This window comes from Pseudomonas putida, assembly GCF_001941965.1.
In the GTDB taxonomy this organism is placed as follows: domain Bacteria; phylum Pseudomonadota; class Gammaproteobacteria; order Pseudomonadales; family Pseudomonadaceae; genus Aquipseudomonas; species Aquipseudomonas putida_L.
In genome coordinates this window covers 23,736-49,982 of sequence record NZ_MKZO01000010.1, presented here as the reverse complement: position 1 = coordinate 49,982, position 26,247 = coordinate 23,736, and the positions used below count along the sequence as shown (strand labels likewise).

Genomic DNA, 26,247 nt, shown 5'->3' with positions numbered 1-26,247 from the left:
ATTGCTGGTAATTATTAATATTTAGCCAAAAATTGCGCAAGTGATGTTTATATCCGCAATCTTCGCAATCCTGTGCCTGCACGCTTTCCCTATCATTGTTTCCAGAATCACTGCTCGGACACATGTCCACGGCGACCTCCCCAATCAGGAGGGTCGCGGCCAGCAATCCCACAGGGTTGTGCTCGGCCCCCGAGCTACACACGGTCCACAAGACAGGTGTGAGGTGAGCCGGCGTCACAAGCGTCGAGCCAGGACAAGTTTCTCGAAGGGCGGCCCATGGGTCGCCCTTTTTTATTGGAGCTGCAAGCTATAAGCCGCAAGCGATAAGAAAAGGCTGCGGCGGCGCGGACTGCTTTTTCTTGCAGCTTGAAGCTTGTGGCTTACAGCTCCCATATTTCACCTGCCGAGCCAGAGCGCCCCTGCTAGAGTGGCTGGGAGATCATTCCCGCGTGGGTAGAGGAACAGCATGACATCGCGTATCTGGCCACTGGCAGCCATCGGCCTGCTGTGCGTGAGCCTGAATGTATTCGCCGAGGGCGACTATGACCATCGCGGCGATGACCGTGGTCGTGGCGAACAGCGAGATCAGCGTGAGCAGCGTCCGGGCGGCTCGCCCCTGCAGTCCAAGCCCGGAGAAGTCTGGCAGACCCAGGAGCCGCGTCAGGGCTATTACCAGGACATCCCCCGGCGCAACGACGGCAACCAGCATTGGCAGACCGGCCCGCGTGGCCAACAGCCGAACTGGGCAGGGCGGCCGAGCGGGCATGGCAATGGCTGGGGCCCTGGGCCGCAGTACCGTCCGGGGCATGCCATCGACCGCTTCCCGGATCGTTATTGGAAAGTGCCGTATCGCGGGCAGGACTACTTCTACTCGGGCGGCTACTGGTATCGCCCGCATGGCTCGGGCTACGTGGTGGTGACGCCGCCGTATGGCGTGCGGGTGAGCTACCTGCCGGACTATGCGCGGGAGATGTGGATTGGCGGGGCGCTGTTCTTCCTGGTGGCGGATACCTATTACCAGTACCAGCAGGCCAGCCAGGAATATGTAGTGGTGAACCCGCCGCAGGTGCAGCAGCCGGCGCCGGTGCAACAGGGTAGCGGGTATGACGTGATCGCCTACCCGATGCAGGGGCAGTCGCCACAGCAGCAGGAGCAGGATCGCTACCAGTGCCATCGCTGGGCGGTGGACCAGAGTGGTTTCGATCCATCCTATGCCAACCAGGCGCCGCCGGCGCAGGTGGCGGATACCTATCGCCGGGCGATGGGCGCTTGCCTGGCTGGGCGCGGGTATAGCGTCAACTGAAGACTTGCTGTGTGTTCGAGGGCCCTATCGCTGGCAAGCCAGCTCCCACAGGTTTCGCGGCGCACGCTGTACCCTGTGGGAGCTGGCTTGCCAGCGATGAGGCCCTAAAGAACACCCACTAAACCGGATCTGCATGCACCAGCACTTCAGCCCTCGGATACTCCCGACTGATCGCCGCCGAAGCCTCCACGCACAACGCATGCGCCCTGGTCAGCGGCAGCTCACCTGGCAACTCCAGATGCACCTGCACGAACCACCGGTTCCCCGAAACCCGCGTGCGCAGGTCATGCGCCCCGACCACCCCGGGCACCGCACAGACCAGCGCCAGCATCCGCTCGCTGACCTCCGCCGGCAACTCTTCATCCATCAGGGTGGCAAAGCTCTCCCGGGCGATGGTCAGCGCGCTCCAGAAGATATACAGCGCGATCCCCAGCCCGAAGAACGCATCCAGTTGCGGCCAGCCATAGGCCGCCAGCAGCAGCGCCACCAGGATGCTGGCGTTCAGCAACAGGTCCGAGCGGTAGTGCAGCGAGTCGGCCCGTACCGCCGTCGACCCGGTCTCACGGATCACCCGACCCTGCACCATCAGCAGCGCCACGGTCAGTACCAGCGATAGCACCATCACCGCCACGCCAAGCCCGGTATTGCCCAAGGGCTGCGGATCCTGCAAACGCTCATAGGCCTGGAACGCGATCAACACCGCGCTCACCCCGATGAACAACGCCTGCGCCATCCCCGCCAGCGACTCGGCCTTTCCATGTCCGTAACGGTGATCCTCATCCGCCGGCCGCAGCGCATAGCGCACCGCCAGCAGATTGAGCAGCGACGCCGCGCCATCCAGCAGCGAGTCGGTCAGCCCGGCCAGCAAACTGACCGAGCCGCTCAACCACCAGGCGATCGCCTTGCTGACGATCAGGATGCACGCCACCGCGAGCGAGGCCCGGGTGGCGAGGCGCAGCAGGCGCGCGTGTTCGCTGGAAGTGGCCGTCATGTCAGGCAGCAGGCACCAGGTCGTACATCGCCAGTTGCTGCAGGCTGCCCTTGTGCTGGACCAGGCGCGGGTCGTTCAGCGGCAGGTTCTGGCCCAGTTCGCTTTCGAGGATGGCCTGCAGGCGGCTGTTGTCCACCTTGCCGTCGGCGCCGATGGCTTCGTTGAGTTTTTCCGGCGACACCTGCGCAGTGCTGCCGCCCGGCAGGTAGATCGCGCCGGTGGCGAAGTCGATACCGAAGGCAATCAGCCCGGGAATGACATAGAAGAGGATGCCGACGGCATCGAGAGCGACGATCACCGGGTCGACCTTGCCTTCGATCTGGCCACGACGATCCGGGTAGAACAGGGTGCCGCAGGCCGTGAGCTGGGTCAGCAGGGTTGCGACCAGGATGCCGCCAGTGACACGGGAAGGAATACGCATTGAAAATCTCCGCAAGGATAGCCGCAACGATACCGGCAAAAGGCCGGCTTCAGAGGATAAGACCATGATAGGGCAGGCCGGGTTCGCCGTTATACTCGCCCCTCTGTTAGAGGGCTACCATGATTTCCTTACCGATTGATGCCGTACTGCCATCGTTGCGCGAAGCCCTGGCGGCGCGTCACGAAGCCGTGCTCGAAGCACCGCCCGGCGCGGGCAAGACCACCCGTGTGCCGCTGGCGCTGTTGCACGAGCCGTGGCTGGCCGGGCAGACCATCCTCATGCTCGAACCGCGCCGCCTGGCCGCCCGTGCGGCCGCCGAGCGACTGGCCAGCGAGCTGGGCGAGAAGGTCGGGGAAACCGTGGGTTACCGCATCCGCCTGGACAGCAAGGTTGGCCCGCGGACGCGGATCGAGGTGGTCACTGAAGGTATTCTCACCCGGCGCTTGCAGGATGACCCAGCGCTGGAGGGCGTTGGTCTGTTGATCTTCGATGAATTCCACGAACGCAGCCTCGACGCCGACCTGGCCCTCGCCCTGAGCCTGAACGGTCGTGAACTGCTGCGCGACGAGCCGCCGCTGAAGATCCTGCTGATGTCCGCGACCCTCGAAGGCGAGCGCCTGTCCGCGCTGCTCGATGACGCTCCGGTGATCAGCAGCGAAGGGCGCATGTTCCCGGTGCAGATGCGCTGGGGCCGGCCGTTCCAGCCGGGTGAATATATCGAGCCACGGGTTACCGACACCGTGTTGCAGGCGCTGGATGAGGAAGGCGGCAGCCTGCTGGTGTTCCTGCCGGGTCAGGCGGAGATTCGCCGGGTCCATCAATCCTTGCAGGAGTCCTTGGGCGAGCGCCCGGACATCCTCCTGTGTCCGCTGCATGGCGAACTCGACCTGTCCGCCCAGCGTGCCGCCATCGAGCCGGCTCCGGCGGGCAAGCGCAAGGTGGTGCTGGCGACCAATATCGCCGAGACCAGCCTGACCATCGACGGCGTGCGCGTGGTGATCGATGCCGGGCTGGCGAGGGTACCGCGCTTCGATCCGGGCAGCGGCATGACCCGTCTCGACACCCAGCGCATTTCCCGCGCCAGTGCCACGCAGCGGGCCGGGCGGGCAGGGCGTCTGGAGCCGGGCGTGTGCTACCGGTTGTGGTCCGAGGCGCAGCATGAGCAGCTCGCCGCTTATGGCACCGCTGAAATCATCCAGGCCGATCTGTCCGGGTTGGCCCTGCAGTTGAATCGCTGGGGTGTGACGCCGGAGCAGTTGAGCTGGCTGGATGTGCCGCCGGCTGCGGCCTATGCCCAGGCGCAGGATCTGCTGCGCCGCCTGGGTGCGCTGAGCGATGACCGTCTCACCAGCCACGGCCAGGCGATGGCCGAACTACCGGCCCATCCACGTATCGCCCACCTGCTGCTGCGCGGTCAGGATCTTGGCCTGACCGCCATGGCCTGCGATGTCGCCGCCTTGCTTGGCGAGCGCGACATCCTGCGCGGTGCCGGCGCCGATCTGCATAGCCGCCTCAGCCTGATCAGCGGCGAGACCCGTGCCAATCGCGGCAGCCAGGGTGGCGTGCAGCGGGCTCGGCAACTGGCGCGACAGTACCGGGGTTTCCTGCGCGGCAAACCCGGCGCGGCGGTGGCCGATCCGGAACATCCACGCTGGCTCGGCGCCTTGCTGGCGCTGGCCTATCCCGACCGTGTCGCCCAGCAGCGGCGGGCCGGTGGTGCTGAATATCGTCTGGCCAACGGCCGTGCCGCGCAGTTCGGCGAGGTCGATGCGCTGATGAAGGAACCGTGGCTGGTGGTGGCTGACCTTGGCAGCCGGCAGGGGCAGCGCGAGGAGCGAATCTACCTCGCCGCCGAACTCGATCCCGGGTTGTTCGAAGAGGTGTTGGCCGAGCAGGTCAGCGTGGTCGAGCAGCTTGAGTGGGATGAAAAGGAAAATGTCCTGCGTGCCGAGCGCCAGCGCAAGGTGGGTGAGCTGGTGCTCAGCCGCGAACCGCTGACCGGCCTGGACGACGATGCCCGGGCCCGTGCCTTGCTCGATCTGGTCCGGCGCAAGGGGCTGGCGCTGTTGCCGTGGACCCCGGAGCTGCGCCAGTGGCAGGCGCGTGTCGCCTTGCTGCGGCAGTTGGATCTGGCCAACGGCAGCGAAAGCGAATGGCCTGATCTTGGCGACGACGCATTGCTGGCAACCCTGCCGGACTGGCTGCAACCTTATCTGGGCAAGGTCACCCGCCTTAGCCATTTCGCCAACCTCGATCTCTCCTCGATCCTGCGCAACCTGCTGCCCTGGCCGCTGCCGCAGCGCTTGGACGAATGGGCGCCGGTGCATATCGGCGTGCCGTCGGGGTCGAATATCCGCGTGGATTACAGCGAGCACCCGCCGGTGCTGGCGGTGCGCATGCAGGAGCTGTTCGGGCTGGCGGATACGCCGCGTATCGCCCAGGGGCGGCAGAAGGTCCTGTTGCATCTGTTGTCTCCGGCGCGGCGGCCGGTGCAGGTGACGCAGGATTTGGCGAACTTCTGGCGTAGTACCTACGCCGAGGTGAGGAAGGATTTGAAGGGGCGGTATCCGAAGCATTACTGGCCGGATGATCCGCTGGTAGCGGAAGCCACCGCGCGGGCCAAGCCGCGCGGGACCTGAGGTTCAGCCGGCTTCGGAGAAGTCGGCAACTTTCACGTTACGCCGGAAACCACCCGTCAGCACCAGCAGATAGGCGATACCGATAGCGAACCAGATCAGCCCGATGGTCAGGGTCAGGCTCGACAGGCTGGTCCACAGCCACAGGGTCAATGCCAGGCCCACCAGCGGCACTACGCCGTGGAGCAGCAGGTTCTTCGGTTGCCCCTTGGCCAGCAGGTGGGTGCGCAGCACCGCCATGTTCACCGCCGAGAAGGCCACCAGCGCGCCGAAGCTGATCAGCGAGGCCAGGGTTTCCAGGCTGATCACCAGGGCGATCAGCGAAACCGCCGAGACCAGCAGGGTGGCATTCACCGGCGTGCCGAAGCGCGCCGACAGGGTGCCGAAAAAGCGCTCCGGCAGCAGCCGGTCGCGGCCCATGCTGTAGATGATCCGCGATACCGCAGCCTGTGACGCCAGCGCCGAACCCAGGCTGCCGGCGACATAGGCGGCGGTGAAGAAGTTGGCGAGGAACTGGCCGCCGATCTGCAGCATCACTTCATTGGCGGCTGCGTCGGCATTGTCGAAATGGCTGCCCGGGATCGCCAGCTGGCTGAGGTAGGCGAGCAGGGTGAACAGGGCACCGGCGACCAGGGTGGTCAGCATGATCGCCCGCGGTACGTCACGGCGAGCGTCGCGGGTTTCCTCGGCCAGGGTGGAGACCGCATCGAAACCGAGGAACGACAGGCACAGCACGGCGGCGCCGGCCATCAGCGGATCGAAGCCCGGCTTGCTGCCATCGCCGGCCAGCGGCGCCAGCCAGTCCACCGGGCCGTTGCCCAGCGAATGGCACGACAGCGCGATGAACACCACGATAAAGATCACCTGCGCCCCGACGATCAGGTTGCTGGCCTTGGCCACCGAGCGGATGCCCATCACGTTGAGCACGGTCACCAGGGCGATGCACACCAGCACGAAGACCCAGGCGGGCACGGCGGGGAAGGCGATGTTCAGGAACAGCCCGATCAGCAGGTAGTTGATCATCGGGATGAACAGGTAATCCAGCAGCAGCGACCAGCCGGCGAGGAAGCCGACATTCGGGCCGAACGCGATATTGGTGTAGGAGTAGGCCGAGCCGGCCACCGGGAAGCGCTTGACCATGATCCCGTAGGACGCGGCGGTGAACAGCATGGCTGCCAGGGTCACCAGGTAGGCCCCGGCGGTGCGGCCACCGGTGGTTTCGGTGACGATGCCGTAGGTGGTGAAGATGGTCAGCGGGACCATGTAGACGAGCCCGAAGAATACGAGCGCCGGAAGGCCGAGCACGCGGCGGAGTTGATCGTCGCCAGCGGCCGCTGTCGTGGAGTGCTGCTTGGTCATGGATGTCCCTTTGTATTTTTTATAGGGCTGCACGCGTGAATCGCGAACGGGTGAGGTGGCGATACCTGCCGGTGGGTCCGTGTGTGCGGCCTAGGCTAGCGGGGTGAGGGGGGAAAGAACATTGCAGTGGTGCAAGGGGTGATTGCCGGGGTGCCATATGGCTGGTTTCGATGTTGTTCTCTCGGCCCCTATCGCTGGCAAGCCAGCTCCCAAAGGTACTGCACATGACTCAAGGCATGCAGTGACCCTGTGGGAGCTGGCTTGCCAGCGATAGGGACATCAGCATCACCCCGAAACCGCCTGCCGCTCGATGCTCTTCAACAGCGACGCAACGATAGCTTTCGAAGCCTCCAGACCATGCTGTGTCGCCAGCACCATCTTCGCCAGACGCCCCTCAGCGATCTCGCTGGCCTGGAAGTTGTTTTCATGAGCCAGGCGCAGGAGGGACATGAGCTGTTCGAGGGCATGCTTCATCTCCACACCATCACGCACGGCGAACAGCGCGGTTTCGCCTTCATCGCAAAAGCAGAATTCGGTGTAGGTGGTGGTGAGGTCGGGGAGGGCGAGGTCTTTTTTCTTCATGATGTCCGACTGGCAAGTGTGGGAACCCGCTAGTGGCTGTCTGCCGCTATGTACGGGTAGGAAATCAACTTGCACGGTCTGTCAAAACCGGTCACTGGAAATCAATGACCCGCCAAGACTAGGCAACCCTTCCCCCACAGTGCAACGGCTGAAAAGCCGGAAAAGTGTGCTTGGGAAATTGCCTACGACATAGTCGGAGGTTGAGACAGATTGTTGCGCCAGCCTCCGCCTCAATCCCGATAACCCAAGGCCGCCGATATCTCTCGACTCGCCCCCAGCAACGCCTGCAGAAACGCCTCCTGCGTCACCGCCGTATCCATCACCGCATCCGGCCCCGACAGGTTGATCGCCGCCGTGATCGCCCCACTGTGATCACGAATCCCGGCAGCGATCGCGGTCGAGTAATCCGACCGATGCAGCACCCAGCCCCGTGCCCGGTCCTCGGCAATCAATTGCTGCAACTCCGGCAAGGTGCGCGGTGTCGGGGGCGGGTAATCATCCAGCCGCACATGCTGGTACAGCTGGCTCAACGCACCCTCGGTCAAACCCGTCAGCAACACCCGGCCCAAGGCCGTGCCATGGCAGGGCAGGCGCGTGCCGATGGGAATGTTGACGGTCAGCCGCTGCGGCGCGAAGGCGCGGTAGACGTAAAGACTGTCGGTCTGCTCGCGAATGCTCAGGTGACACGACAGCGAAGTCCGGTCCCGCAGGTCATTGAGATAGGGCATCGCCACCTCGACGATGTCGCGGCTGGCGAGGTAGGCGAAGCCGTCGGAGATGACCCGGCTGCCCAGCTCGAAATCGCTGCGCCCGGCCTTGCGCAGGTAGCCCATGTCCACCAGCGTCTGGACGATGCGGTAGACGGCAGAAGGGCTGATCTCCAGGCGCTCGGCCATGTCCTGCATGCTCAGGCTGCGCTGGCGGGCGTTGAACATGCCGAGGATGGTGAGGCCGCGCTGGAGGGCGGGGACTCGGTAGTCTATGGGTTCTATAGCAGTCATGGTTGAAGTCCTGTGGTGACTGGGCGGGCCTCATCGCTGGCAACGCCAGCTCCCACAGGGTCCGCGTGTACCGCCGAACCTGTGGGGCTCAACGACACATCAGCCGAGCAAGTTCTCCAGAGCTACCGGCACCCCACCAAACTCCCCCATGGCATCCAGCACCGCACCCTGGAAATACTCCACCGAAGCCCGATCACACAGCAGATAGAACTTCGCCAATTCCGCACTCCCGGCATTGATCACGATCACGTTCAACCGCGCCACCGAAGTCTGCGCCACGCTCCCCACCGGGAACGCCTCGGCCCGCAGGTCCACGCCGCAGATCTTCGCCATCACCTCGGCCACATGTTTCCCGGACAGTTGCAACCAGGCATGGCTGTCCTGCCTCGGCAGCAGGTAGTTGCGCTCCTCGCCCAACACCCAGCCTGCTTCTTCCGTGGCAATCCGCTGCCCCCGGTCCGCCAGGCTGCCCAGCAGGAAATACTCGGTCTGCGACAACCGCGCCACCAGGGTTCCATCGTCACAGGCCACCGCTTGATTGGGCGCCGATGGCAGCGAGTAGCCTCGCGCCGTCAGCCACCCTGCGGCATCCACGCCACGGAAACCCACCCGTGGCAGATCGGTCAGGTCGATGAGCGCGCAGCGCTCGATAGGATTGAGACTGGTCATGGCTCAGAGCTCCTGGCGCTGGTTGTCGGGATCGAAGAACGGCAGTTTGACTACGGTCGCCTGGACGATTTCGCCACCCTCCACGCGGATCGGAATGCGCATCCCGGGCTCAGCCTGATCGGCACCGGCATAGGCCAGGCCAATGATCTGCCCGAGGGTCGCGGAGTATTCGCAGGAGGTGACGTTACCGCTGATATCCGCACCGCTCAGCACCAGGTGGCCTTCCAGCGGCTGCAAACTGCCCTTGGGCAGGCTGAACCCCACCAGCTTGCGCTTGAGCGGCTGGCGCTCGAGGATCTCGATGGAGCGTTTGCCGACGAAGAACGGCTTCTTCCGGCCGATCGCCCACTGCATGTCGATCTCCCCCGGATGGGTCATGCCATCGGTGTCCTGGCTGATGATCACGTGGCCCTTTTCCAGGCGCAGCAAGCGCTGGCTTTCCACGCCGAACGGACGAATCCCGAACTCGGCCCCGGCCTCCATCAGTACATCCCAGAGCTTGCCGCCATGTCGCGCCGGCACGTGGATCTCATAGCCCAGCTCGCCGACGAAACCGACCCGCATCAAGCGCGCCGGAACCCCCGATACGCTGCCAGTGCGCACGCCGAGATAAGGGAAGCCTTCCGCCGACAGGTCCACATCGCTGCAGATCTTTTCCATCACCTTACGCGACAACGGCCCGGCCACGTTCACCGCCGCCAGCGCTGCGGTCACGTTGGCGATATCCACATCCAGGCGCCATTGCGCGTTCCACTTGAGCATCTGCTGATAGATGCGATCGACGCCGCTGGTGGTGGCGGTCACGTAGAAATGCCGCTCGGACAGACGGGCGATCACGCCGTCGTCGATCACCACGCCATGTTCGTTGGTCATGAGGCCATAGCGGGTCCGGCCCACCGGCTGCTTCTTGAACGGCATGGTGTACATGCGCTCCAGCAGTTCGGCGGCATCCGGGCCGCGTACGTCGAGGCCGCCCAGGGTCGAGACGTCGATCAGGCCGACCCTCTCCCGCACATGCCGCACTTCTTCCTGCATGCAGCGCTCGCGCTCACCCGGCTTGCCGTAGTAGGCCGGACGCTGCCAGATGCCGGCAGGCATCAGCTTGGCACCCGCCGCGACATGGCGGCTGTGCATGGCGGTCTGGCGATACGGATCGAAGGCTCGCCCGGCGACGTGCGCCAGCTTCTCCGCCTCGAACGGCGGACGCGCCGTGGTCACCCCGGTTTCGCTGATGCTGCGCTTGGTCGCCTGGGCCACCAGGCGCGCCGTCGGCAGCGCCGAATGACGACCTTGCGACGGGCCCATGCCCACGGTGGAGAAGCGCTTGACCAGTTGCACATCGCGATAGCCATGGCGGGTGGCGTTGACGATATCGCGCACCTGCAGGTCCTCGTCGAAGTCGACGAAATCCTTGCCTTTCGGGTGGGCGAAGATCGGCCATTCGAAGTTGACCCGCGCCTCACCGGTAAACTCGGCAGCGCCCACGCCGGGCTCCAGCCCCAACGCCTGCACGGCGGCAGCGGCAACCCGGCTGCCATCCAGCAGCACGTTGTCCAGTTGATGACGACCATTCACCGAGCCGGCGACTGTCAGTCCGTCCGGCAGACCGCTGATGGCGAACTCCGCACGCTGTTCGTCATACGCCAGCTTGCCGCCGGCCTGGCACAGCAACTGATAGACCGGCATATATCCCGCCGACATGCACAGCAGGTCGCACGCCAGGCTCAGCCCCTGCTCGGCCACCTGGCCTTGGGCGGTGATGCGGCGAATTTCCACGCCGCTGACATGACGCATGCCTTTCTCGTGCTGCGCCTCGTACACCGTGCTGCCCAGGTGCACCGGAATCCCGCGTTTCTCCAGCGCCACTTTCAGCGCCACATCGGCGGGCTGCACACGCATGTCCACCAGCGCGGCGACCTGCACGCCCTGATCCGCCAGATCGAGTGCAGCGAGATAGCCGTCATCGTTGCCGGTCAGCACCACGCCACATTTGCCCGGCTTCACCGCATACAGCTTCATCAGGCGCTGCGCCGCGCTGGCGAGCATCACGCCCGGCAGGTCGTTGTTGCGGAACACCACCGGCTGGTCGAAGGACCCGGCGGCGACGATGCATTGTTTGGCCCGCACCTTGTACAGGCGCTTGCCCTGGATCACCGGCAGGTAGTTGTCGGTAAACCAGGCGTTGCAGGTGGCCTGGGTCAGCACCTGGATATTGGCGTGGCCTTGCACGGCACTGAGCAACTCGCGGCGCAGGGCATCGGCGCGCTGGCCTTCGGCGTCGAAGCGGGCGTAGGTCAGCGAGCCGCCGAGCACCGCCTGCTGTTCGATCAGCAGCACCCGCGCGCCGGCATTGGCGGCGGTGAGCGCAGCGCTCAAACCTGCCGGCCCCGCACCGATCACAGCCACATCAACAAAAAGATAAGCCTTGTCGTAGTACTGCGGCTTGAAGTTCAGATCCAGCACCCCGAGACCCGCCTTCTTGCGAATCAGCGGCTCCCAGATCTTCCACATGCCCTTGGGCTTGAAGAACGAGCGGTAGTAGAAACCCACCGGCATGAAGCGCGAGAACTTGCCGAGGTAGGCGTCGCGGTCGCTGTCCAGCGAGCCGTTGAAGTTCTGCCCGGTGACGGTCATCCCGGCCGCCAGCCCCTGGGCGTCGGCCAGCACATTGGGCTCGTCCGGCAGTTGCACCAGGGTGTTGGCATCCTGCCCGGCCATGGTCAGCGGGCCACGGGGGCGGTGGTACTTGAACGAGCGCGACAGCAGCCAGCGGCCATTGGCGAGCAGAGCGCTGGCGATGCTGTCGCCGGCGAAGCCCTGGTAGTCGGTGCCGTCGAAACTGAAACGCAGGGGCTGATCGCGGTCGATCAGCAGGCCCATCGGGGCGGCCAGGCGGCTCATGCGACACCCTCCTCATGGGCCGTGAACTCGACCCGCTGGTTGAACACTTCCTTCGCGTCGAAGGTGCGGATGATCTGGTCGGTGACCGTGTGCCGTTCGGCGAGGAACCAGTAGCTGGAGGCGTTGTGCATCCACCAATCGCGCACCACCCCGGCCTCGTTGTCGCTGTTGAACACGTAGTCGGCCCACTCGGCGTCGCTGCAGGTGGCCGGGTCGGGCATCACCTTGAACTCGCCGCCGTAGGTGAACTCGCTGATGTTTCTCGGCCCGTTGAGCGGGCAATTCATGATCTTCATGGCATTCCCCTTAGTGGCTGGCCGCAGTGGCGCCCATTTCGTTGACCTGCTGGAAGGTGCTGAAGCGCTCCAGGGCGAACGGCTTGATCAGCTCCGGCACGCGGCCGCCGCTGGCGACCAGCTCGGCCATGGTCTTGCCGCAGATCGGCGTGGCCTTGAAGCCCCAGGTGCCCCAGCCGGCGTCGAGGTAGTAATTTTTCACCGGCGACAGGCCCATGATCGGGCTGTAGTCCGGGGTCATGTCGGTGATCCCGGCCCACTGGCGCATCAGCTTGGCGTTGGCCATGAACGGGAACATCTCGATGGCGTGGGCCAGCAGGCTTTCCTTGAGGTCCAGGGTCGAGCGGGTGTTGTACAGCGGGTACGGGTCGGAGCCGCCGCCGAAGACGATCTCGCCGCGGCTGGTCTGCTGCACGTAGCAGTGCAGGGCGGAGGAACTGACCAGCGGATCGAGGAACGGCTTGAACGGCTGGGTGACCATGGCCTGCAACGGGTAGGTGTGGATCGGTGCGCGGATCCCGGCTTTCTTCAGCATCAGCGAGCTGGCGCCGGCGATGGCCTGCACCGCGCAACCGCATTTCACCGTGCCGCGATTGGTCTTCACCGCGGTGATGCGGCCGTTCTCGATGACCAGGTCCTGGACTTCGGTGAGCTGGTGGATTTCCACCCCGCGCTTGGCCGCCTGCTTGGCGTAGCCCCAGGCCACGGCGTCGTGGCGGGCGGTGGCGCCGTCGATATGCCAGAGGCCGGCGAGCACCGGGATATGGCCCGGGTCGAGGTTCAGGCTCGGCACCAGTTCGCGGATCTGCTGGCGGTCGATCATCTCGGTGCGTCCGCCGAAATGCTTGTTCACTTCCGCACGCTGGCGGAAGGCGCGCACCGTGGCGTCGGTGTGGGCCAGGGTCAGTTGGCCGCGTTCGGAATACATGATGTTGAAGTCGAACTCGTTGGACAGCTCCTGGAACATCCGCACCGACTCGATATAGAAGCGCACGCCTTCGCTGGTCAGGTAGTTGGAGCGGATCACCGCGGTGTTGCGCGCGGTGTTGCCGCCACCCAGGTAGGACTTCTCCAGCACCGCGACATTGGTGATGCCGTGGTACTTCGACAGGTAGTAGGCGATGGCCAGGCCATGGCCGCCGGCGCCGATGATCACCACGTCGTAGGAAGACTTCAGCTCGGTCGGCGGCGGCAGGTCGACCTCCGCCGGGTACTCGGAACTCAGGCCGTATTTCAGGAGATTGAAGGGCATGGGGCCTCCTGCTGCAGGCGTGCGGCGGTCAGGGTGTTTTTCATCAGGAAGGCGATGGTCATCGGGCCGACGCCACCGGGTACCGGGGTGATGGCCGCCACCTTGGGCAGGGCGCTGTCGAAGTCGACGTCACCCACCAGTCGCGAGCGCTCGCCCTCGGTGATGCGGTTGATGCCGACATCGATCACCACGGCGCCGGGCTTGAGCCAGTCGGCGTCCACCAGGCGCGGGCGGCCGACGGCGGCGACGACGATGTCCGCCTGGCGGCACAGTTCCTTCAGGTTGGCGCTGCGCGAGTGGACCACGGTCACCGTGCAATGGGCCTTGAGCAGCAGGGCGGCCATGGGCTTGCCGACGATGTTCGAGCGGCCGATCACCACCGCGTGCTTGCCGCTGAGGTCGCCGATGCTGTCTTCCAGCAGGCGCATGCAGCCGGCGGGGGTGCAGGGGGTGAGCACGTCGCGGCCCTGGCTGAGGCCGCCGACGTTCTCGGCGTGGAAGCCGTCGACGTCCTTGCGCGGGTCGATGGCCTGGAGCACGCGGGTTTCATCGATATGGGCCGGCAGCGGCAGTTGCACGAGGATGCCGTGGACGCTGTCGTCGGCGTTCAGTTCGCCGATCAGGGCGAGCAGAGTGGCTTCGCTGGTGTCCGCCGGCAGCTTGTGCTCTTCGGAGCGAATGCCGCATTCCTCGGCGCGCAGTACCTTGTTGCGCACGTAGACCTGGCTGGCCGGGTCCTGGCCGACGAGGATCACCGTCAGTGCCGGGGCGATGCCCTTGGCCTTCATGTCTTCGACCTGGGTCTTCACTTCCGCGATCACGCGGGCGGCGGCGGCCTTGCCGTCGATCAACTTGATGGGGGCTGGAGTATTCACCGGAAGATCACCGTACGGTCGCCATTGAGGAATACCCGGTGCTCGAGGTGGTATTTCACCGCCTTGGACAGGGCCACGGTTTCGGTATCGCGGCCGACCGACACCAGGTCGTCGGCGAGGTAGGCGTGGTCCACGCGCTGCACTTCCTGCTCGATGATCGGGCCTTCGTCGAGGTCGGAAGTGACGTAGTGGGCGGTGGCGCCGATCAGCTTGACGCCGCGGGCGTAGGCCTGGTGGTACGGCTTGGCGCCCTTGAAGCCGGGCAGGAACGAGTGGTGGATATTGATGGCGCGCCCGGCAAGCTGTTTGCAGAGGTCATCGGAAAGGATCTGCATGTAGCGGGCGAGGACCACCAGTTCGGTGCCGGTTTCCTCGACGATCTGCAGCAGGGCGGCTTCCTGTTGCGACTTGGTGTCCTTGGTCACGGGCAGGTAGATGAAACGGATGCCCTCGCGCTCGGCCATGGGCCGCAGGTCGAGGTGGTTGGAGACGATGGCGGTGATCTGCATGTCCATCTCGCCCTTGTGGTGGCGGTAGAGCAGGTTGGCCAGGCAGTGGTCGTACTTGCTGACCATCAGCAGCACGCGCATCGGCTGGGTGCTGCCGTGCAGGCTCCAGTCCATGTCGAGGCGCTGGGCCACGCTGTCGAAGCCTTGCTCGACTTCGTCGATGTCGCCTTGGTAGTTGTCGTTGAAACGGAACACCGCACGCATGAAGAAGCGCCCGCTGGTGTCGTCGTCGAACTGCGACATCTCGCTGATGTAGCAACCTTTTTCCGCCAGGTAGGTGGTGACCGCCGCGACGATGCCGGAGGTGGCCGGACAGCTGATCTTGAGGATGTAGTGGCTGGTGGCGTGATGCATTTCGGGTCCTCGGATGAAGTGGCGGCAGCGGTCGCAAGGCGGAAATTTCAGCGGTGAAGCGAGGTTTTGTCGGTGAAGATTATTTATTGGTGGGAATAAAATATTCCTTTTGCGCTTTTATAGGCGAAAGGAAGGTGCAGGTCTAGCCTGTGGGGAAAATTTTTATCTTGGGAGGAAACTGAAAGGCAGGGGATTTTTGTGGTGGGGTTTAGGGCCTCATCGTTGGCAAGCCAGCTCCCACAGGGATTGCATGCACCGCTGAACCTGTGGGAGCTGGCTTGCCAGCGATGAGGCCCTGAAGGGCACTAGAGAAGTTCAGTCATTCCCATAGTTCATGATCGACAACAACTTGATCGGCACCTGCACCAGCTTCTCCGGCCCATGGGGCACATCACCATCGAAGGTCAGGCTGTCACCGGCCTGCATGTGATAGAGCTGGTTGCCATGCCGGTACACCAACTCGCCCTCCAGCAGATGCAAAAACTCGGTACCCGGATGAGCGAAGGTCGGAAACTCCTCGCTCGCGTCATCCATGCTCACCATGTACGCCTCGAAGTTCTTCTTCGGCCCGCGGGTGTGGTTGAGCAGTTGATAGGTATGTCCCTTCTCGGTCCCGCGCCGCACCACCTCCATCCCCTCGCCAGCCTTGACCAGGATCGCGCTGCCATCGGGCTGGTCGTACTGGCTGAACAGCTTGGACATGGGCATGCCCAGCACGTCGCACAGGCGGCTGAGGATATCCAGGCTGGTGGAGACCTGGGCGTTCTCGATCTTGCTCAACATGCCCTGGCTGATCCCGGCGATGCGCGCCACATCCGCCAGTTTCAGTTCCTGGGCCTGGCGCTCGCGGCGAATCTGCATGCCCAGGTATTGCTCCAGGCGCAGGCGGGGTGGGTTCTCGGTGGTCACGGTCGGTCAATCCTGCTTGTTTTCGGTTCAGGAAAATTAATTTCGCACTGAGAAAGTGCAAAACATCCCGGCCGCGATCAGGCGAAGGCCGGGACTTTCCTCGGATGAAAGAGAGTTTCCCATATAAACAGCAGGCCGGTGCAACGCCGGGGCCATTTCCTGTTGTGTCTTCAAAACTGGCAAGCGCCTTGCATTCCTCTCAGGAAACTAAATTTCCTTGATGGAATCAGCCGTACCTGACCTGCTTAGAAACCTTGTTCTCCTGCCTTATCGACCGCCTTGCCCTTTTCCAGGAGTGAAGACCCATGTTGCCAGTTGAAACGCAGCGCATCATCGAACAGCACGGCATCAAGTACGTGCTGGCCCAGTTCGTCGATATCCATGGCGCCGCGAAGACCAAATCCGTCCCGGTCACCGGCCTCAAGGCGGTCGCCGAGGATGGCGCCGGCTTTGCCGGTTTCGCCATCTGCGGCATGGGCATGGAACCCCACGGCCCGGACTTCATGGCCCGTGGCGATCTCTCCACCCTGATTCCGGTGCCCTGGCAGCCAGGCTACGGGCGCATCGTGTGCATCGGTCACGTCAACGGCGAGCCATGGCCGTATGACACCCGCTACGTCCTGCAACAGCAGGTCGAGCGCCTGAAAGACAAGGGCTGGACCCTCAACACCGGCCTGGAACCCGAATTCAGCCTGTTCCGTCGCGATGCCGGGGGCAAGCTGCAACTGGTCGACGCCTCCGACAACCTCGACAAGCCCTGCTACGACTACAAGGGCCTGTCCCGCTCCCGCGAATTCCTCGAGCGCCTGACCGAAGCCCTGCAACCGGTGGGCTTCGACATCTACCAGATCGACCACGAGGACGCCAACGGCCAGTTCGAGATCAACTACACCTACAGCGACGCCCTGGAGTCGGCCGACCGCTTCACCTTCTTCCGCATGGCCGCCGGCGAGATCGCCAACGACATGGGCATGATCTGCTCGTTCATGCCCAAGCCCGATCCGAAGCGCGCCGGCAACGGCATGCACTTCCACCTGTCGATCGCCAGCGCCAGCAACAAGAACCTCTTCCACGATGCCAGCGACCCGAGTGGCATGGGCCTGTCGAAGCTGGCCTACCACTTCGCCGCCGGCCTGCTGGCCCACGGCCCGGCCCTGTGCGCCTTCGCCGCGCCGACCGTGAACTCCTACAAGCGCCTGGTCGTCGGCCGTTCGCTGTCCGGCTCGACCTGGGCCCCGGCCTTCGTCGCCTTCGGTTCCAACAACCGCTCGGCCATGGTCCGCGTGCCGTATGGTCGCCTCGAATTCCGCCTGCCGGATGCCGGCTGCAACCCGTACCTGGTCACCGCCGCGATCATCGCTGCCGGCCTCGACGGCATCGAGCGCCAGCTGGAACCGGACTTCGTCTGCAACGAGAACCTCTACAACCTCAGCCTCGAAGAGATCGCCGCCCGCGGCATCAAGACCCTGCCGCAGTCGCTCAAGGAAGCCACCGACGCCCTGGCCGCCAACCCGCTGTTCCGCGAGGTGCTGGGGGCCGAGATCGTCGACGAGTTCATCCGCCAGAAACGCATGGAATGGGTGGAGTACAGCCGGCATGTCTCCGACTGGGAGATCCAGCGCTACACCGAATTTTTCTGATCCGAATTCCCGATTCAACTGCCCCAAGGAGACAACGCCATGTGCGGAATCGTAGGTCTGTACCTGAAGAAGCCTGAGCTCGAAAGCCAGCTCGGCAAACTGTTCGAACCCATGCTCGAAGCCATGACCGATCGCGGCCCGGACAGCGCCGGCTTCGCCATCTACGGCGATGAAGTGGCCGATGGCTGGGTCAAGCTGACCCTGCAGGCCGGCGACGTCGGCTACGACTGGAAAAAACTGATGGGCGAGCTGGAAGGCCGCCTCGGCTGCTCCCTGGACTGGTTCCAGAACGCCAGCGCCGCCGTGCTCAAGGCCCACAGCGCCGAAGAGCCGGTGCGCGCGGCCCTCGCCGAGCTGGCCCCGGACGTGCGCATCATGAGCGCCGGGCAGAGCATCGAGATCCTCAAGGGCATGGGCCTGCCGCGGGAGATCTCCGAGCGCTTCGGCCTGGCCGGCATGAAGGGCAGCCACATCATCGGCCACACCCGCATGGCCACCGAAAGCGCCGTGACCATGGAAGGCAGCCACCCGTTCTCCACCGGCGCCGACCTGTGCCTGGTGCACAACGGCTCGCTGTCCAACCACTTCCGCCTGCGCCAGGAACTCAAGCGCGAAGGCATCACCTTCGAGACCGACAACGACACCGAAGTTGCCGCCGGCTACCTGACCTGGCGCCTGCGCCAGGGCGACTCGCTGAAAGAGGCCCTGGACAAGTCCCTGGAAGACCTCGACGGCTTCTTCACCTTCGCCATCGGCACCCGCAACGGCTTTGCCGTGATCCGCGACCCGATCGCCTGCAAGCCGGCGATCCTCGCCGAAACCGACGACTACGTCGCCATGGCCTCCGAATACCAGGCCCTGGCCAGCCTGCCAGGCATCGACAAAGCCAAAGTGTGGGAACCCGAACCCGCCACCATGTACATCTGGGAACGTGCCTGAGGAGCATTCATATGAAAACCATCGACCTGTCCAGCGCCTCGGTGCGTGAACTGAACCAGACCCTGCACGGTGACGTGCAGGACCGCGAGTGGGTGGTCACCCACCCGGACGGCAAGCACAACCTGGCGGTGGGCCTGAACCAGGCCGTCAGCATCGATATCGAGGGGCATGCCGGCTACTACTGCGCGGGGATGAACCAGAAGGCCAGCATCACCGTGCACGGCAACGTCGGCGTGGGCGTGGCGGAAAACATGATGTCCGGCTCGGTGCGGGTCAAAGGCAGCGCCTCCCAGGCGGCCGGCGCCACCGCTCATGGCGGTCTGCTGGTGATCGAAGGCGATGCCGGTGCCCGTTGCGGGATTTCCATGAAGGGTGTCGACATCGTGGTCGGCGGCAGCATCGGCCATATGAGCTGCTTCATGGCCCAGGCCGGTCGCCTGGTGGTGTGCGGCGATGCGGGCGACGCCCTCGGCGACTCGCTGTACGAGACCCGCATCTACGTGAAGGGCGAGGTCAAGTCGCTGGGTTCGGACTGCATCGAGAAGGAAATGCGCGCCGAGCACCTGGCCGAACTGGCCGAGCTGCTCAATCGCGCCGGCTTCCCGGAAGACCCGGCGAGCTTCAAGCGCTACGGCTCGGCACGCCAGCTGTACAACTTCAAAGTCGATAACGCATCCGCGTACTGATCCGCGTCGAGGACATTCCCATGAGCGAAAAAAACACTCCCGTGCTGCGCGAATCGGCCACCTTCGATCGCCTGACCATCCAGGAAATCCAGCGCGCAGCCGAGACCGGCATCTATGACATTCGTGGCGGCGGCACCAAGCGCAAGCTGCCGCACTTCGACGACCTGCTGCTGCTCGGCGCCTCGGTGTCGCGCTATCCGCTGGAAGGCTACCGCGAGAAATGCGGTACCGACGTGGTCCTCGGCACCCGCTTCGCCAAGAAGCCGATCCACCTGAAGATCCCGGTGACCATCGCCGGCATGAGCTTCGGCGCGCTGTCGGCCAACGCCAAGGAAGCGCTCGGTCGTGGCGCCAGCATCGCCGGCACCAGCACCACCACCGGCGACGGCGGCATGACCCCGGAAGAGCGTGGGCAGTCGCAGCACCTGGTCTACCAATACCTGCCGTCGCGCTACGGCATGAACCCGGATGACCTGCGCAAGGCCGACGCCATCGAGATCGTCCTCGGCCAGGGCGCCAAGCCGGGCGGCGGCGGCATGCTGCTGGGCATGAAGGTCACCGAGCGCGTGGCTGGCATGCGCACCCTGCCGATCGGTGTCGACCAGCGCAGCGCCTGCCGTCACCCGGACTGGACCGGCCCGGACGACCTGGCGATCAAGATCGCCGAACTGCGTGAGATCACTGACTGGGAAAAGCCAATCTACGTGAAGATCGGTGCCAGCCGCCCGTACTACGACGTCAAGCTGGCGGTGAAGGCCGGGGCCGATGTGATTGTGCTCGATGGCATGCAAGGTGGTACCGCGGCGACCCAGGAAGTGTTTATCGAACACGTGGGGATCCCGATCCTGCCGGCCATTCCGCAGGCCGTGCAGGCGCTGCAGGAGATGGGCATGCACCGCAAGGTCCAGCTGATCGTGTCCGGTGGTATCCGCAACGGTGCGGACGTGGCCAAGGCCATGGCGCTGGGCGCAGATGCGGTGGCGATCGGTACGGCGGCACTGGTGGCGTTGGGCGACAACCATCCGCGCCTGGATGACGAACTGAAGAAGATCGGTTCGGCGGCGGGCTTCTACGATGACTGGCAGAACGGTCGTGACCCGGCGGGCATTACCACCCAGGATCCGGAGCTGTCCAAGCGTCTTGATCCGGTGGAGGCGGGGCGTCGCCTGGCCAATTACCTGCGGGTGCTGGTGCTGGAAGCGCAGACCATGGCCCGGGCGTGTGGCAAGTCGCACCTGCACAACCTCGATCCGGAAGACCTGGTGGCGCTGACCGTGGAAGCGGCGGCGATGGCCCGGGTACCGCTGGCGGGGACCAGTTGGGTTCCGGGGCAGCAGTACTGATCCGACAGTGAGGTTGCTCTTTCGGGCCTCATCGCTGGCAAGCCAGCTCCCACAGGGACCGCGTGCACCGCCGGACCTGTGGGAGCTGGCTTGCCAGCGATAGGGCCCGAAAGAACCCTGAAAAGCATGGATCAGGATTGAGGAGGAACAGGCAACAAAAGCCGGGCACTCACCGGCAAATGATCCGAGATCTCCAGGGTATCCTGCTGCAACACCTCAGCCTCCACCCGCCGCAGCTTGGGACTGTGGAACAGATAATCCAGCGTCCGGTCCGGCCCCTCCAACCTCGGATCATTCGGGAAGTGGGTCAACCACTTCTCCCGATCCGCCCCCGTCGCCTCGGCATTCGCCGGAATCATCGGGTACTTGTCCCACAACAGATGCAGCTCGCTATCAGCCGAATACAACGGCTGCTGCTCCGGCTTCAACCTTCGGTACTGCCCCAGCGGCAACAGGTTGAAATCCCCGCCCAACAGCCATGGCGTGCCCTGGCGTTCGAACTGATCGACCATCTTCTCCAGCGCCTGCACCTGCCGCAGTTGCACATCGCTGCCCGCTTCATGCTTGCCCAGCCGGGTATTCATCACCGCCAGTTGCCCTTCACCCATCTGCAGATAACTGACCAGTACCGCCGGCTGTGGCTTGAGCAGGCGGTTCAGGACATTGTCCGATGCCAGCGGCAACTGCATCCGCTGCGCCCGCTGGATCGGATAACGACTGAGGGTTGCCAGCGTCCGCCCGACACTCCCGGCGATATGCGTATCCGGCACGAACTCGGCCTTCCAGTCATAGGCCTGGACGGCGCAGGGATAGAGGTCGGCGAGGCGTTCGCGGAGGAGGGCGAGCTGGTCCTGGTAGTCGCTGGCCTTGGCGTTGTTGTCCAGCTCCTGGAGCAGGACCAGGTCCGGCTGCTCGGCACGGATCACCCGGGCGACTTCATCGAGGTTGAAGGCGAGGTCTTCATCGGTGGGGCGGGTGTCGTCGCCACGGGCTTCGTCGTACCAGAACACATAGCGCTTGCCCGCCAGGTACTGCACGTTCCAGGTCATCACCTTCAACGGCTGGCCCGGCACCAGCGGGGTGCCGGGGCCGGTGCAGGCGACCGGCAGGTCTTCCAGTAGCTCCGGCCGCCAACCGGCCTGGGAGGCCAGCAGCCAGAGCAGGATGGCGATCAGCAGCAAGGACAGCAAAACATTGCGCAGTAGTCGGGTCATCGGGCTCGCACGGGTCAGGGTAGACGGTTGAGCATAGCCGCCGTGTTCAGGAACGTGCCGCTGGCGCCTCGCTGACCAGCATGTACAGGCGGAACAGGACCACGGTGCTGAACAGTTGCAGGAAGCTGTTGAACACACTGACCAGCAGTTCCAGGACCGGGTTCACTTCCTCGGGCAGCAGCCCCAGGGTGATGCCGCTGATCAGCCACAGCGGCGCCATCACCCCGAGCATGCAGATGAGGATGTGCCAGAAGTTGCCGCGGACCATCTGGAAGCTCTCGCGCATGGCCGCGATCGGCGCCATGCCGCGCAGCACCAGCAGGTATTCGGCGAACACCAGGTTGGTCATCACCCAGATGCCCGGGAGGATGAACAGCGAGATGCCGAACATGATCAGCAGCGAACTGAGCGCCACCAGCAGGGCGAACGACGGCCAGAGCTGCAGGGCGCGGGCCAGCAGGTTGCGCTTGAGCGGCTCGTGGCCGTCGCTGCGGGCGTCGAGGTAGAGGATCAGCGCGGCGCTGTACAGCGGATAGAACAGCAGGCCGACCAGCAGGCCGTAGCCCATCGAGGCATCCTTGCCCAGTTGGCCGTAGAGCAACTGGACGGCCAGCGCCTCGAGGATCACCAGCGGCAGGCACAGCCCGGCGATGCTGACCAGGTGGCGGCGGAAGAAGTACAGGGAGTCGCGCAGAACGGTGAGCGGATTCATGGGTCGATTTCGAAGTCCAAAGCAGGCGTCACTTTAGCTCAGGGGCAGAACCTGAACAAAGTTTCATGGGCTGGGATGCTTGAAAGCGCCATGCTTGTCCCAATCTTCACTGCAACCGGTAATCCAGAGAGGTCGCGTCATGAACCACGAAGAGCAAACCCTGATCGAAGGCCTGTTCACCAGGCTGCGCCAGGCCGAGGCCGAAGGCGCCCCGCGCGACGCCCAGGCCCAGGCGCATATCGCCGGGCTTGTTCAGCAGCATGCGGCGGCTCCTTACTACATGGCCCAGGCGATCCTGGTCCAGGAAGCGGCGCTCAAGCGCATGGACGAACAGAATCGCCAGTTGCAGGCGGAGTTGGCGCAGGCCAAGGCCGCCGCACCGGCGCCGCAGCAACAAGGCAGCGGCGGGTTCCTGTCGAGCATCTTCGGGTCGTCCAGTCCACGGCCGGCGGCGGCACCTGCTCCTGCGCCTGCGCCTTCGAGCAGTGGCGGCTGGCGCGATGGTCCGGGTGTGGCGCCGCAGTCCAACTGGGGAGCTCCACCTGCGCAGCAAGCCGCACCCGCGCGCAGTGGCGCCAGCAGCTTCCTTGGGGGGGCATTGCAGACCGCAGCCGGTGTCGCCGGTGGCGTGATGCTGGCGCAGGGGATCAGCAGCCTGTTCCATCACAACTCGCAGCCGGAGGAGATCGTCGAGGTCATCAAGGAAGAGCCGGCCCAGGTCAATGACCAGGGTGGCGGCTGGAATGATGACAGCCAGCGGTATGTAGCGGATGACAGCAGCAGTTATGGCGATGAGGGTGGCGGGTTCTTCTCGGACGATGATTACGTCTGAGGATCTTCGTTGCTCTTGAGGGCCTCATCGCTGGCAAGCCAGCTCCCACAGGTCCGGCGGTGCATGCGGTCACTGTGGGAGCTGGCTTGCCAGCGATGAGGCCCTCGAATCCACTGCAAGCCTCCCGGCATGTCATACTCCCCCCCTTTGCCACCCAAGGCCCGGTCTCGAAGGAGGGGTTTAGTGAAGAAAATCGCGCTGTTCGTCGATGTCCAGAACCTCTACTACACCGTGCGCCAGGCCTATGGCTGCCATTTCAACTACGCCGCGTTCTGGGCCGATGTGAGCCGTGACGGCGAGATCGTCGAAGCCTTCGCCTACGCCATCGACCGTGGCGACGCCAAGCAGCAGCAGTTCCAGCAGATCCTGCGCAACCTCGGGTTCACCGTGAAGCTCAAGCCCTATATCCAGCGTGCCGACGGCTCCGCCAAGGGCGACTGGGACGTGGGCATCACCCTCGACGTGGTCGACGCCGCCCCCCGGGTCGACCAGGTGGTCCTGGCTTCCGGCGACGGTGATTTCGACCTGCTCCTGGAACGGGTGATCCAGCGCCATGGCGTCGAGGCCGTGGCCTATGGCGTTCCCGGCCTGACCGCGCATTCGCTGATCCGCGCCGCTTCCCGCTATGTGCCCATCGAAGGCGCGCTGCTGCTCAAACACTGAGGTTTTTTCGTGGAACGTATCGCTGTCATCGACTTTGAAACCACCGGCATCACGCCCGGCGCCGGTTGCCGCGCCACCGAGGTGGCGGTGGTGATGCTGGAGCAGGGCCGCATCGTCGAGCGCTACCAGAGCCTGATGAACGCCGGGGTGCCGGTGCCGGCCTTCGTCGCCGGGCTGACCGGCATCACCACCGCCATGCTGCGCAGCGCACCACCGGTGGAGCGGGTGATGAACGAAGTCGCCGAGTTCGTCGGCAGCACGCCGCTGCTGGCGCACAACGCCGCCTTCGACCAGAAGTTCTGGGACTACGAACTGAGCCGTATCGGCCGCAACCGCAGCCAGTCCTTCGCCTGTTCCCTGCTGCTGTCGCGGCGCCTGCTGCCGGCGGCGCCGAACCACAAGCTCGGCACCCTGACCCGCTGGGCCGGCCTGCCGGACACCGGCACTGCGCACCGGGCGATGGCCGATGCCGAGATGGCCGCCAACCTCCTGCAACACCTGGTCGGCGAGCTGCGTCAGACCCACGGCATCCAGGAACTGTCGCATTCCTTCCTCTGCCGCCTGCAGAAAGTCCCCGCCGCGAAAATCCGCGAAACCCTGATCAAGTACCGTTAAGTCTTCTTCTCCAGCTGCGCCAGGGGCACCCGCCGCTCCACGGCGCTGGAGAGGATGATCGAGGTCTTGCTGAAGCCGAACTGCGCCACCCGGTTGATCAGCTCTTCCAGCTCCGGCATCGAGCCCACCGCCGCCTGCATGATCACGCACGGATCACCGGTGACCCGATGGCATTCGGTGAGCTGGGGAATCTGCGTCAGGGCTTCGTAGGCCTGCTGGTTGCCGTGACTGGCCAGGCGCAACTCGATCACGCACTGGATCGGCAGGCCGATCTTGCTCATGTCGACCTTGGCCTGGTAGCCGGTGATCACCCCGCTGGATTCCAGCTTCGCCACCCGTTCCGCCACCGCCGGCGCGGACAGGTTGACCGTGCGCGCGAGCTGGGCGAAGGAGGCGCGGCCGTTGTCGAGAAGGGCGGCGAGAAGCATGCGGTCGTACTTGTCCATGGTCGTCTTGTGAAAAAGAAGGAAAAGGCCTGGTAGATCCGTTTTTTCGAAAGTCCAGGTGCTCGATAAGCGTTTTTTGAAACTTAATTTTACCGGTGAAGCTTTTTAAAATAGCGCCACAACTACTCAAATTCGAGCCCCCCATGCCTGCCTCCCGTCGTTCTACCTGGATGTTGATCGGTGCCTTTCTCGCGTTGTATCTGGTCTGGGGGTCTACCTACCTGGCCATCCGTATCGGCGTGGAGTCCTGGCCGCCGATGCTGATGGCCGGATTCCGCTTCATCATCGCCGGCGGCCTGATGTACGGCTTCCTGCGCTGGCGCGGGGTGCCGGCGCCGACCTGGCAGCAATGGAAGGCGGCGGGGGCGATCGGCTTTCTCCTGCTCAGTTGCGGTAACGGTGGCGTGACCGTGGCCGAGCATGCCGGGGTCGCCTCGGGCGTCGCGACGCTGGCGGTGGCGACCGTGCCGCTGTTCACCTTGCTGTTCGGCCTGTTCTGGGGCCATCGCAATACCCGTCTGGAATGGGCCGGGATCTTCATGGGCCTGGCCGGTATCGGCCTGCTCAACCTCGGCTCCAACCTGCAGGCCAGCCCCATGGGTGCGGCGCTGATCCTGTTCGCTGCGGCTTCCTGGGCCTTCGGCTCGGTGTGGAGCAAGAGCCTGCCGCTGCCCCAGGGGCCGATGGCCAGTGCCGCGGAAATGCTGGTGGGCGGCTTGGTCCTGCTGGCCGGTAGCTTCTTCAGCGGCGAACGCCTGACCCAGATGCCCACCGCCGCTGGCTGGGGCGCGCTGGCCTACCTGGTGGTGTTCGGCTCGATCATCGCCTTCAGCGCCTACATGTACCTGCTCAAGCATGTGCGCCCTGCGGCAGCCACCAGCTATGCCTACGTCAACCCGGCGGTAGCCGTGATGCTGGGGATCCTGTTCGCCGGTGAAGAGATCGGCGCCGAGGAGTGCCTGGCCATGGCGGTGATCATCGGCGCCGTGGTGCTGATCGGCATTCCGCAGTGGCGCAAGGCGCCGCAGGTGCCGGTGGTCGAAGGCGAGATGACCGGGACTCGGTGAAGCGGGGCCGAACAGGGTAGACTTCGCGCCAT

At 64.5% G+C, this 26,247-nt stretch carries 25 protein-coding genes; 10 read left to right on the top strand and 15 right to left on the bottom strand.

Annotation, left to right across the window (positions count from 1 at the left end):
* The first annotated feature begins 466 nt into the window (after window positions 1-466).
* Window positions 467-1,303, top strand: coding sequence for a DUF6515 family protein (locus PSEMO_RS05940; RefSeq protein ID WP_075802219.1), 837 nt, complete (start codon window positions 467-469; stop codon window positions 1,301-1,303).
* 118 nt (window positions 1,304-1,421) lie between these two features.
* Here the strand turns inward: PSEMO_RS05940 and PSEMO_RS05935 are convergent, their stop codons facing one another.
* Both PSEMO_RS05935 and PSEMO_RS05930 read right to left on the bottom strand, forming a co-directional pair.
* Window positions 1,422-2,294 (bottom strand): cation diffusion facilitator family transporter, encoded by an 873-nt coding sequence (locus tag PSEMO_RS05935; RefSeq protein ID WP_075802218.1) that lies wholly within the window; start codon window positions 2,292-2,294, stop codon window positions 1,422-1,424.
* Between the two features lies 1 nt (window position 2,295).
* Window positions 2,296-2,715 (bottom strand): polyribonucleotide nucleotidyltransferase, encoded by a 420-nt coding sequence (locus PSEMO_RS05930; protein WP_075802217.1) that lies wholly within the window; start codon window positions 2,713-2,715, stop codon window positions 2,296-2,298.
* A gap of 119 nt (window positions 2,716-2,834) precedes the next feature.
* Between PSEMO_RS05930 and hrpB the strand changes: the two genes are divergently transcribed.
* A complete protein-coding gene (gene hrpB, locus PSEMO_RS05925; protein WP_075802216.1) occupies window positions 2,835-5,354 on the top strand; it encodes an ATP-dependent helicase HrpB in 2,520 nt (839 codons plus the stop codon).
* 3 nt (window positions 5,355-5,357) lie between these two features.
* On the opposite strand, the gene PSEMO_RS05920 is transcribed toward hrpB, so the two are convergent.
* The 10 genes from PSEMO_RS05920 to PSEMO_RS05875 all read right to left on the bottom strand — a co-directional run bounded on the left by PSEMO_RS05920 (window position 5,358) and on the right by PSEMO_RS05875 (window position 16,058).
* On the bottom strand, window positions 5,358-6,710 hold the full coding sequence (locus PSEMO_RS05920; protein ID WP_075802215.1) for an APC family permease: 1,353 nt from the start codon (window positions 6,708-6,710) through the stop codon (window positions 5,358-5,360).
* A gap of 285 nt (window positions 6,711-6,995) precedes the next feature.
* On the bottom strand, window positions 6,996-7,292 hold the full coding sequence (locus PSEMO_RS05915) for a DUF3077 domain-containing protein (protein ID WP_075802214.1): 297 nt from the start codon (window positions 7,290-7,292) through the stop codon (window positions 6,996-6,998).
* A 230-nt stretch (window positions 7,293-7,522) separates the two neighbouring features.
* Window positions 7,523-8,293: an IclR family transcriptional regulator gene (locus PSEMO_RS05910; RefSeq protein WP_075802213.1), complete on the bottom strand. Its 771-nt coding sequence runs from the start codon at window positions 8,291-8,293 to the stop codon at window positions 7,523-7,525.
* 99 nt (window positions 8,294-8,392) lie between these two features.
* Window positions 8,393-8,962, bottom strand: coding sequence for a sarcosine oxidase subunit gamma (locus PSEMO_RS05905; RefSeq protein WP_075802212.1), 570 nt, complete (start codon window positions 8,960-8,962; stop codon window positions 8,393-8,395).
* A 3-nt stretch (window positions 8,963-8,965) separates the two neighbouring features.
* Window positions 8,966-11,863, bottom strand: coding sequence for an FAD-dependent oxidoreductase (locus tag PSEMO_RS05900; protein WP_075802211.1), 2,898 nt, complete (start codon window positions 11,861-11,863; stop codon window positions 8,966-8,968).
* Complete coding sequence (locus PSEMO_RS05895; RefSeq protein WP_075802210.1) at window positions 11,860-12,159, bottom strand: sarcosine oxidase subunit delta; 300 nt, start codon at window positions 12,157-12,159, stop codon at window positions 11,860-11,862. The genes PSEMO_RS05900 and PSEMO_RS05895 overlap by 4 nt, the downstream gene beginning before the upstream one ends.
* A 10-nt stretch (window positions 12,160-12,169) precedes the next feature.
* Window positions 12,170-13,411, bottom strand: a complete 1,242-nt coding sequence (locus PSEMO_RS05890; RefSeq protein WP_075802209.1) for an FAD-dependent oxidoreductase — start codon at window positions 13,409-13,411, stop codon at window positions 12,170-12,172.
* Window positions 13,393-14,286 carry a bifunctional methylenetetrahydrofolate dehydrogenase/methenyltetrahydrofolate cyclohydrolase FolD gene (folD, locus tag PSEMO_RS05885; protein WP_075802208.1) on the bottom strand — a complete coding sequence of 298 codons (894 nt, stop codon included), beginning with the start codon at window positions 14,284-14,286 and terminating at the stop codon, window positions 13,393-13,395. The genes PSEMO_RS05890 and folD overlap by 19 nt, the downstream gene beginning before the upstream one ends.
* The gene (gene purU / locus PSEMO_RS05880; protein WP_075802207.1) at window positions 14,283-15,149 is read right to left on the bottom strand and encodes a formyltetrahydrofolate deformylase; all 867 of its coding nucleotides are present in this window, start codon (window positions 15,147-15,149) and stop codon (window positions 14,283-14,285) included. The genes folD and purU overlap by 4 nt, the downstream gene beginning before the upstream one ends.
* A gap of 315 nt (window positions 15,150-15,464) precedes the next feature.
* Complete coding sequence (locus PSEMO_RS05875; protein WP_075802206.1) at window positions 15,465-16,058, bottom strand: helix-turn-helix domain-containing protein; 594 nt, start codon at window positions 16,056-16,058, stop codon at window positions 15,465-15,467.
* A 305-nt stretch (window positions 16,059-16,363) separates the two neighbouring features.
* Here PSEMO_RS05875 and glnT point away from each other — a divergent pair, with 305 nt between their 5' ends.
* From glnT to PSEMO_RS05855, 4 genes are read left to right on the top strand one after another with little or no spacing between them, the layout of a single operon-like run.
* Complete coding sequence (glnT, locus tag PSEMO_RS05870; RefSeq protein ID WP_075802205.1) at window positions 16,364-17,698, top strand: type III glutamate--ammonia ligase; 1,335 nt, start codon at window positions 16,364-16,366, stop codon at window positions 17,696-17,698.
* 39 nt (window positions 17,699-17,737) lie between these two features.
* Window positions 17,738-18,637, top strand: coding sequence for a class II glutamine amidotransferase (locus PSEMO_RS05865; RefSeq protein ID WP_075802204.1), 900 nt, complete (start codon window positions 17,738-17,740; stop codon window positions 18,635-18,637).
* A gap of 11 nt (window positions 18,638-18,648) precedes the next feature.
* Window positions 18,649-19,323: a GltB/FmdC/FwdC-like GXGXG domain-containing protein gene (locus tag PSEMO_RS05860; protein ID WP_075802203.1), complete on the top strand. Its 675-nt coding sequence runs from the start codon at window positions 18,649-18,651 to the stop codon at window positions 19,321-19,323.
* Window positions 19,324-19,343: 20 nt separating this feature from the next.
* Window positions 19,344-20,666: an FMN-binding glutamate synthase family protein gene (locus PSEMO_RS05855; protein WP_075802202.1), complete on the top strand. Its 1,323-nt coding sequence runs from the start codon at window positions 19,344-19,346 to the stop codon at window positions 20,664-20,666.
* Between the two features lie 131 nt (window positions 20,667-20,797).
* On the opposite strand, the gene PSEMO_RS05850 is transcribed toward PSEMO_RS05855, so the two are convergent.
* Window positions 20,798-21,880 (bottom strand): endonuclease/exonuclease/phosphatase family protein, encoded by a 1,083-nt coding sequence (locus PSEMO_RS05850; protein ID WP_075802201.1) that lies wholly within the window; start codon window positions 21,878-21,880, stop codon window positions 20,798-20,800.
* 46 nt (window positions 21,881-21,926) lie between these two features.
* Window positions 21,927-22,592 (bottom strand): hypothetical protein, encoded by a 666-nt coding sequence (locus PSEMO_RS05845; protein ID WP_075802200.1) that lies wholly within the window; start codon window positions 22,590-22,592, stop codon window positions 21,927-21,929.
* Between the two features lie 139 nt (window positions 22,593-22,731).
* On the opposite strand from PSEMO_RS05845, the gene PSEMO_RS05840 reads away from it, so the two are divergent.
* The 3 genes from PSEMO_RS05840 to PSEMO_RS05830 all read left to right on the top strand — a co-directional run bounded on the left by PSEMO_RS05840 (window position 22,732) and on the right by PSEMO_RS05830 (window position 24,702).
* The gene (locus PSEMO_RS05840; protein ID WP_075802199.1) at window positions 22,732-23,424 is read left to right on the top strand and encodes a DUF2076 domain-containing protein; all 693 of its coding nucleotides are present in this window, start codon (window positions 22,732-22,734) and stop codon (window positions 23,422-23,424) included.
* A 183-nt stretch (window positions 23,425-23,607) separates the two neighbouring features.
* Window positions 23,608-24,087, top strand: coding sequence for a LabA-like NYN domain-containing protein (locus tag PSEMO_RS05835; protein WP_075802198.1), 480 nt, complete (start codon window positions 23,608-23,610; stop codon window positions 24,085-24,087).
* Between the two features lie 9 nt (window positions 24,088-24,096).
* Window positions 24,097-24,702 carry a 3'-5' exonuclease gene (locus tag PSEMO_RS05830; protein WP_075802197.1) on the top strand — a complete coding sequence of 202 codons (606 nt, stop codon included), beginning with the start codon at window positions 24,097-24,099 and terminating at the stop codon, window positions 24,700-24,702.
* On the opposite strand, the gene PSEMO_RS05825 is transcribed toward PSEMO_RS05830, so the two are convergent.
* On the bottom strand, window positions 24,699-25,148 hold the full coding sequence (locus tag PSEMO_RS05825; RefSeq protein ID WP_075802196.1) for an Lrp/AsnC family transcriptional regulator: 450 nt from the start codon (window positions 25,146-25,148) through the stop codon (window positions 24,699-24,701). The two genes, PSEMO_RS05830 and PSEMO_RS05825, sit on opposite strands and share 4 nt — an antisense overlap.
* Window positions 25,149-25,291: 143 nt before the next feature.
* Between PSEMO_RS05825 and yedA the strand changes: the two genes are divergently transcribed.
* Window positions 25,292-26,215, top strand: a complete 924-nt coding sequence (gene yedA, locus PSEMO_RS05820) for a drug/metabolite exporter YedA (protein ID WP_075802195.1) — start codon at window positions 25,292-25,294, stop codon at window positions 26,213-26,215.
* Window positions 26,216-26,247 lie beyond the last annotated feature (32 nt).

Coding starts and splice junctions, on each gene's coding strand:
- PSEMO_RS05920 (WP_075802215.1), bottom strand. CDS start 6,710: ATGACCAAGCAGCACTCCACGACAGCGGCCGCTGGCGACGATCAACTC.
- PSEMO_RS05935 (WP_075802218.1), bottom strand. CDS start 2,294: ATGACGGCCACTTCCAGCGAACACGCGCGCCTGCTGCGCCTCGCCACC.
- PSEMO_RS05890 (WP_075802209.1), bottom strand. CDS start 13,411: ATGCCCTTCAATCTCCTGAAATACGGCCTGAGTTCCGAGTACCCGGCG.
- purU (WP_075802207.1), bottom strand. CDS start 15,149: ATGCATCACGCCACCAGCCACTACATCCTCAAGATCAGCTGTCCGGCC.
- PSEMO_RS05850 (WP_075802201.1), bottom strand. CDS start 21,880: ATGACCCGACTACTGCGCAATGTTTTGCTGTCCTTGCTGCTGATCGCC.
- yedA (WP_075802195.1), top strand. CDS start 25,292: ATGCCTGCCTCCCGTCGTTCTACCTGGATGTTGATCGGTGCCTTTCTC.
- hrpB (WP_075802216.1), top strand. CDS start 2,835: ATGATTTCCTTACCGATTGATGCCGTACTGCCATCGTTGCGCGAAGCC.
- PSEMO_RS05855 (WP_075802202.1), top strand. CDS start 19,344: ATGAGCGAAAAAAACACTCCCGTGCTGCGCGAATCGGCCACCTTCGAT.
- PSEMO_RS05900 (WP_075802211.1), bottom strand. CDS start 11,863: ATGAGCCGCCTGGCCGCCCCGATGGGCCTGCTGATCGACCGCGATCAG.
- PSEMO_RS05840 (WP_075802199.1), top strand. CDS start 22,732: ATGAACCACGAAGAGCAAACCCTGATCGAAGGCCTGTTCACCAGGCTG.
- PSEMO_RS05845 (WP_075802200.1), bottom strand. CDS start 22,592: ATGAATCCGCTCACCGTTCTGCGCGACTCCCTGTACTTCTTCCGCCGC.
- PSEMO_RS05825 (WP_075802196.1), bottom strand. CDS start 25,148: ATGGACAAGTACGACCGCATGCTTCTCGCCGCCCTTCTCGACAACGGC.
- PSEMO_RS05860 (WP_075802203.1), top strand. CDS start 18,649: ATGAAAACCATCGACCTGTCCAGCGCCTCGGTGCGTGAACTGAACCAG.
- PSEMO_RS05895 (WP_075802210.1), bottom strand. CDS start 12,159: ATGAAGATCATGAATTGCCCGCTCAACGGGCCGAGAAACATCAGCGAG.
- glnT (WP_075802205.1), top strand. CDS start 16,364: ATGTTGCCAGTTGAAACGCAGCGCATCATCGAACAGCACGGCATCAAG.
- PSEMO_RS05930 (WP_075802217.1), bottom strand. CDS start 2,715: ATGCGTATTCCTTCCCGTGTCACTGGCGGCATCCTGGTCGCAACCCTG.
- PSEMO_RS05910 (WP_075802213.1), bottom strand. CDS start 8,293: ATGACTGCTATAGAACCCATAGACTACCGAGTCCCCGCCCTCCAGCGC.
- PSEMO_RS05915 (WP_075802214.1), bottom strand. CDS start 7,292: ATGAAGAAAAAAGACCTCGCCCTCCCCGACCTCACCACCACCTACACC.
- PSEMO_RS05905 (WP_075802212.1), bottom strand. CDS start 8,962: ATGACCAGTCTCAATCCTATCGAGCGCTGCGCGCTCATCGACCTGACC.
- PSEMO_RS05865 (WP_075802204.1), top strand. CDS start 17,738: ATGTGCGGAATCGTAGGTCTGTACCTGAAGAAGCCTGAGCTCGAAAGC.
- PSEMO_RS05940 (WP_075802219.1), top strand. CDS start 467: ATGACATCGCGTATCTGGCCACTGGCAGCCATCGGCCTGCTGTGCGTG.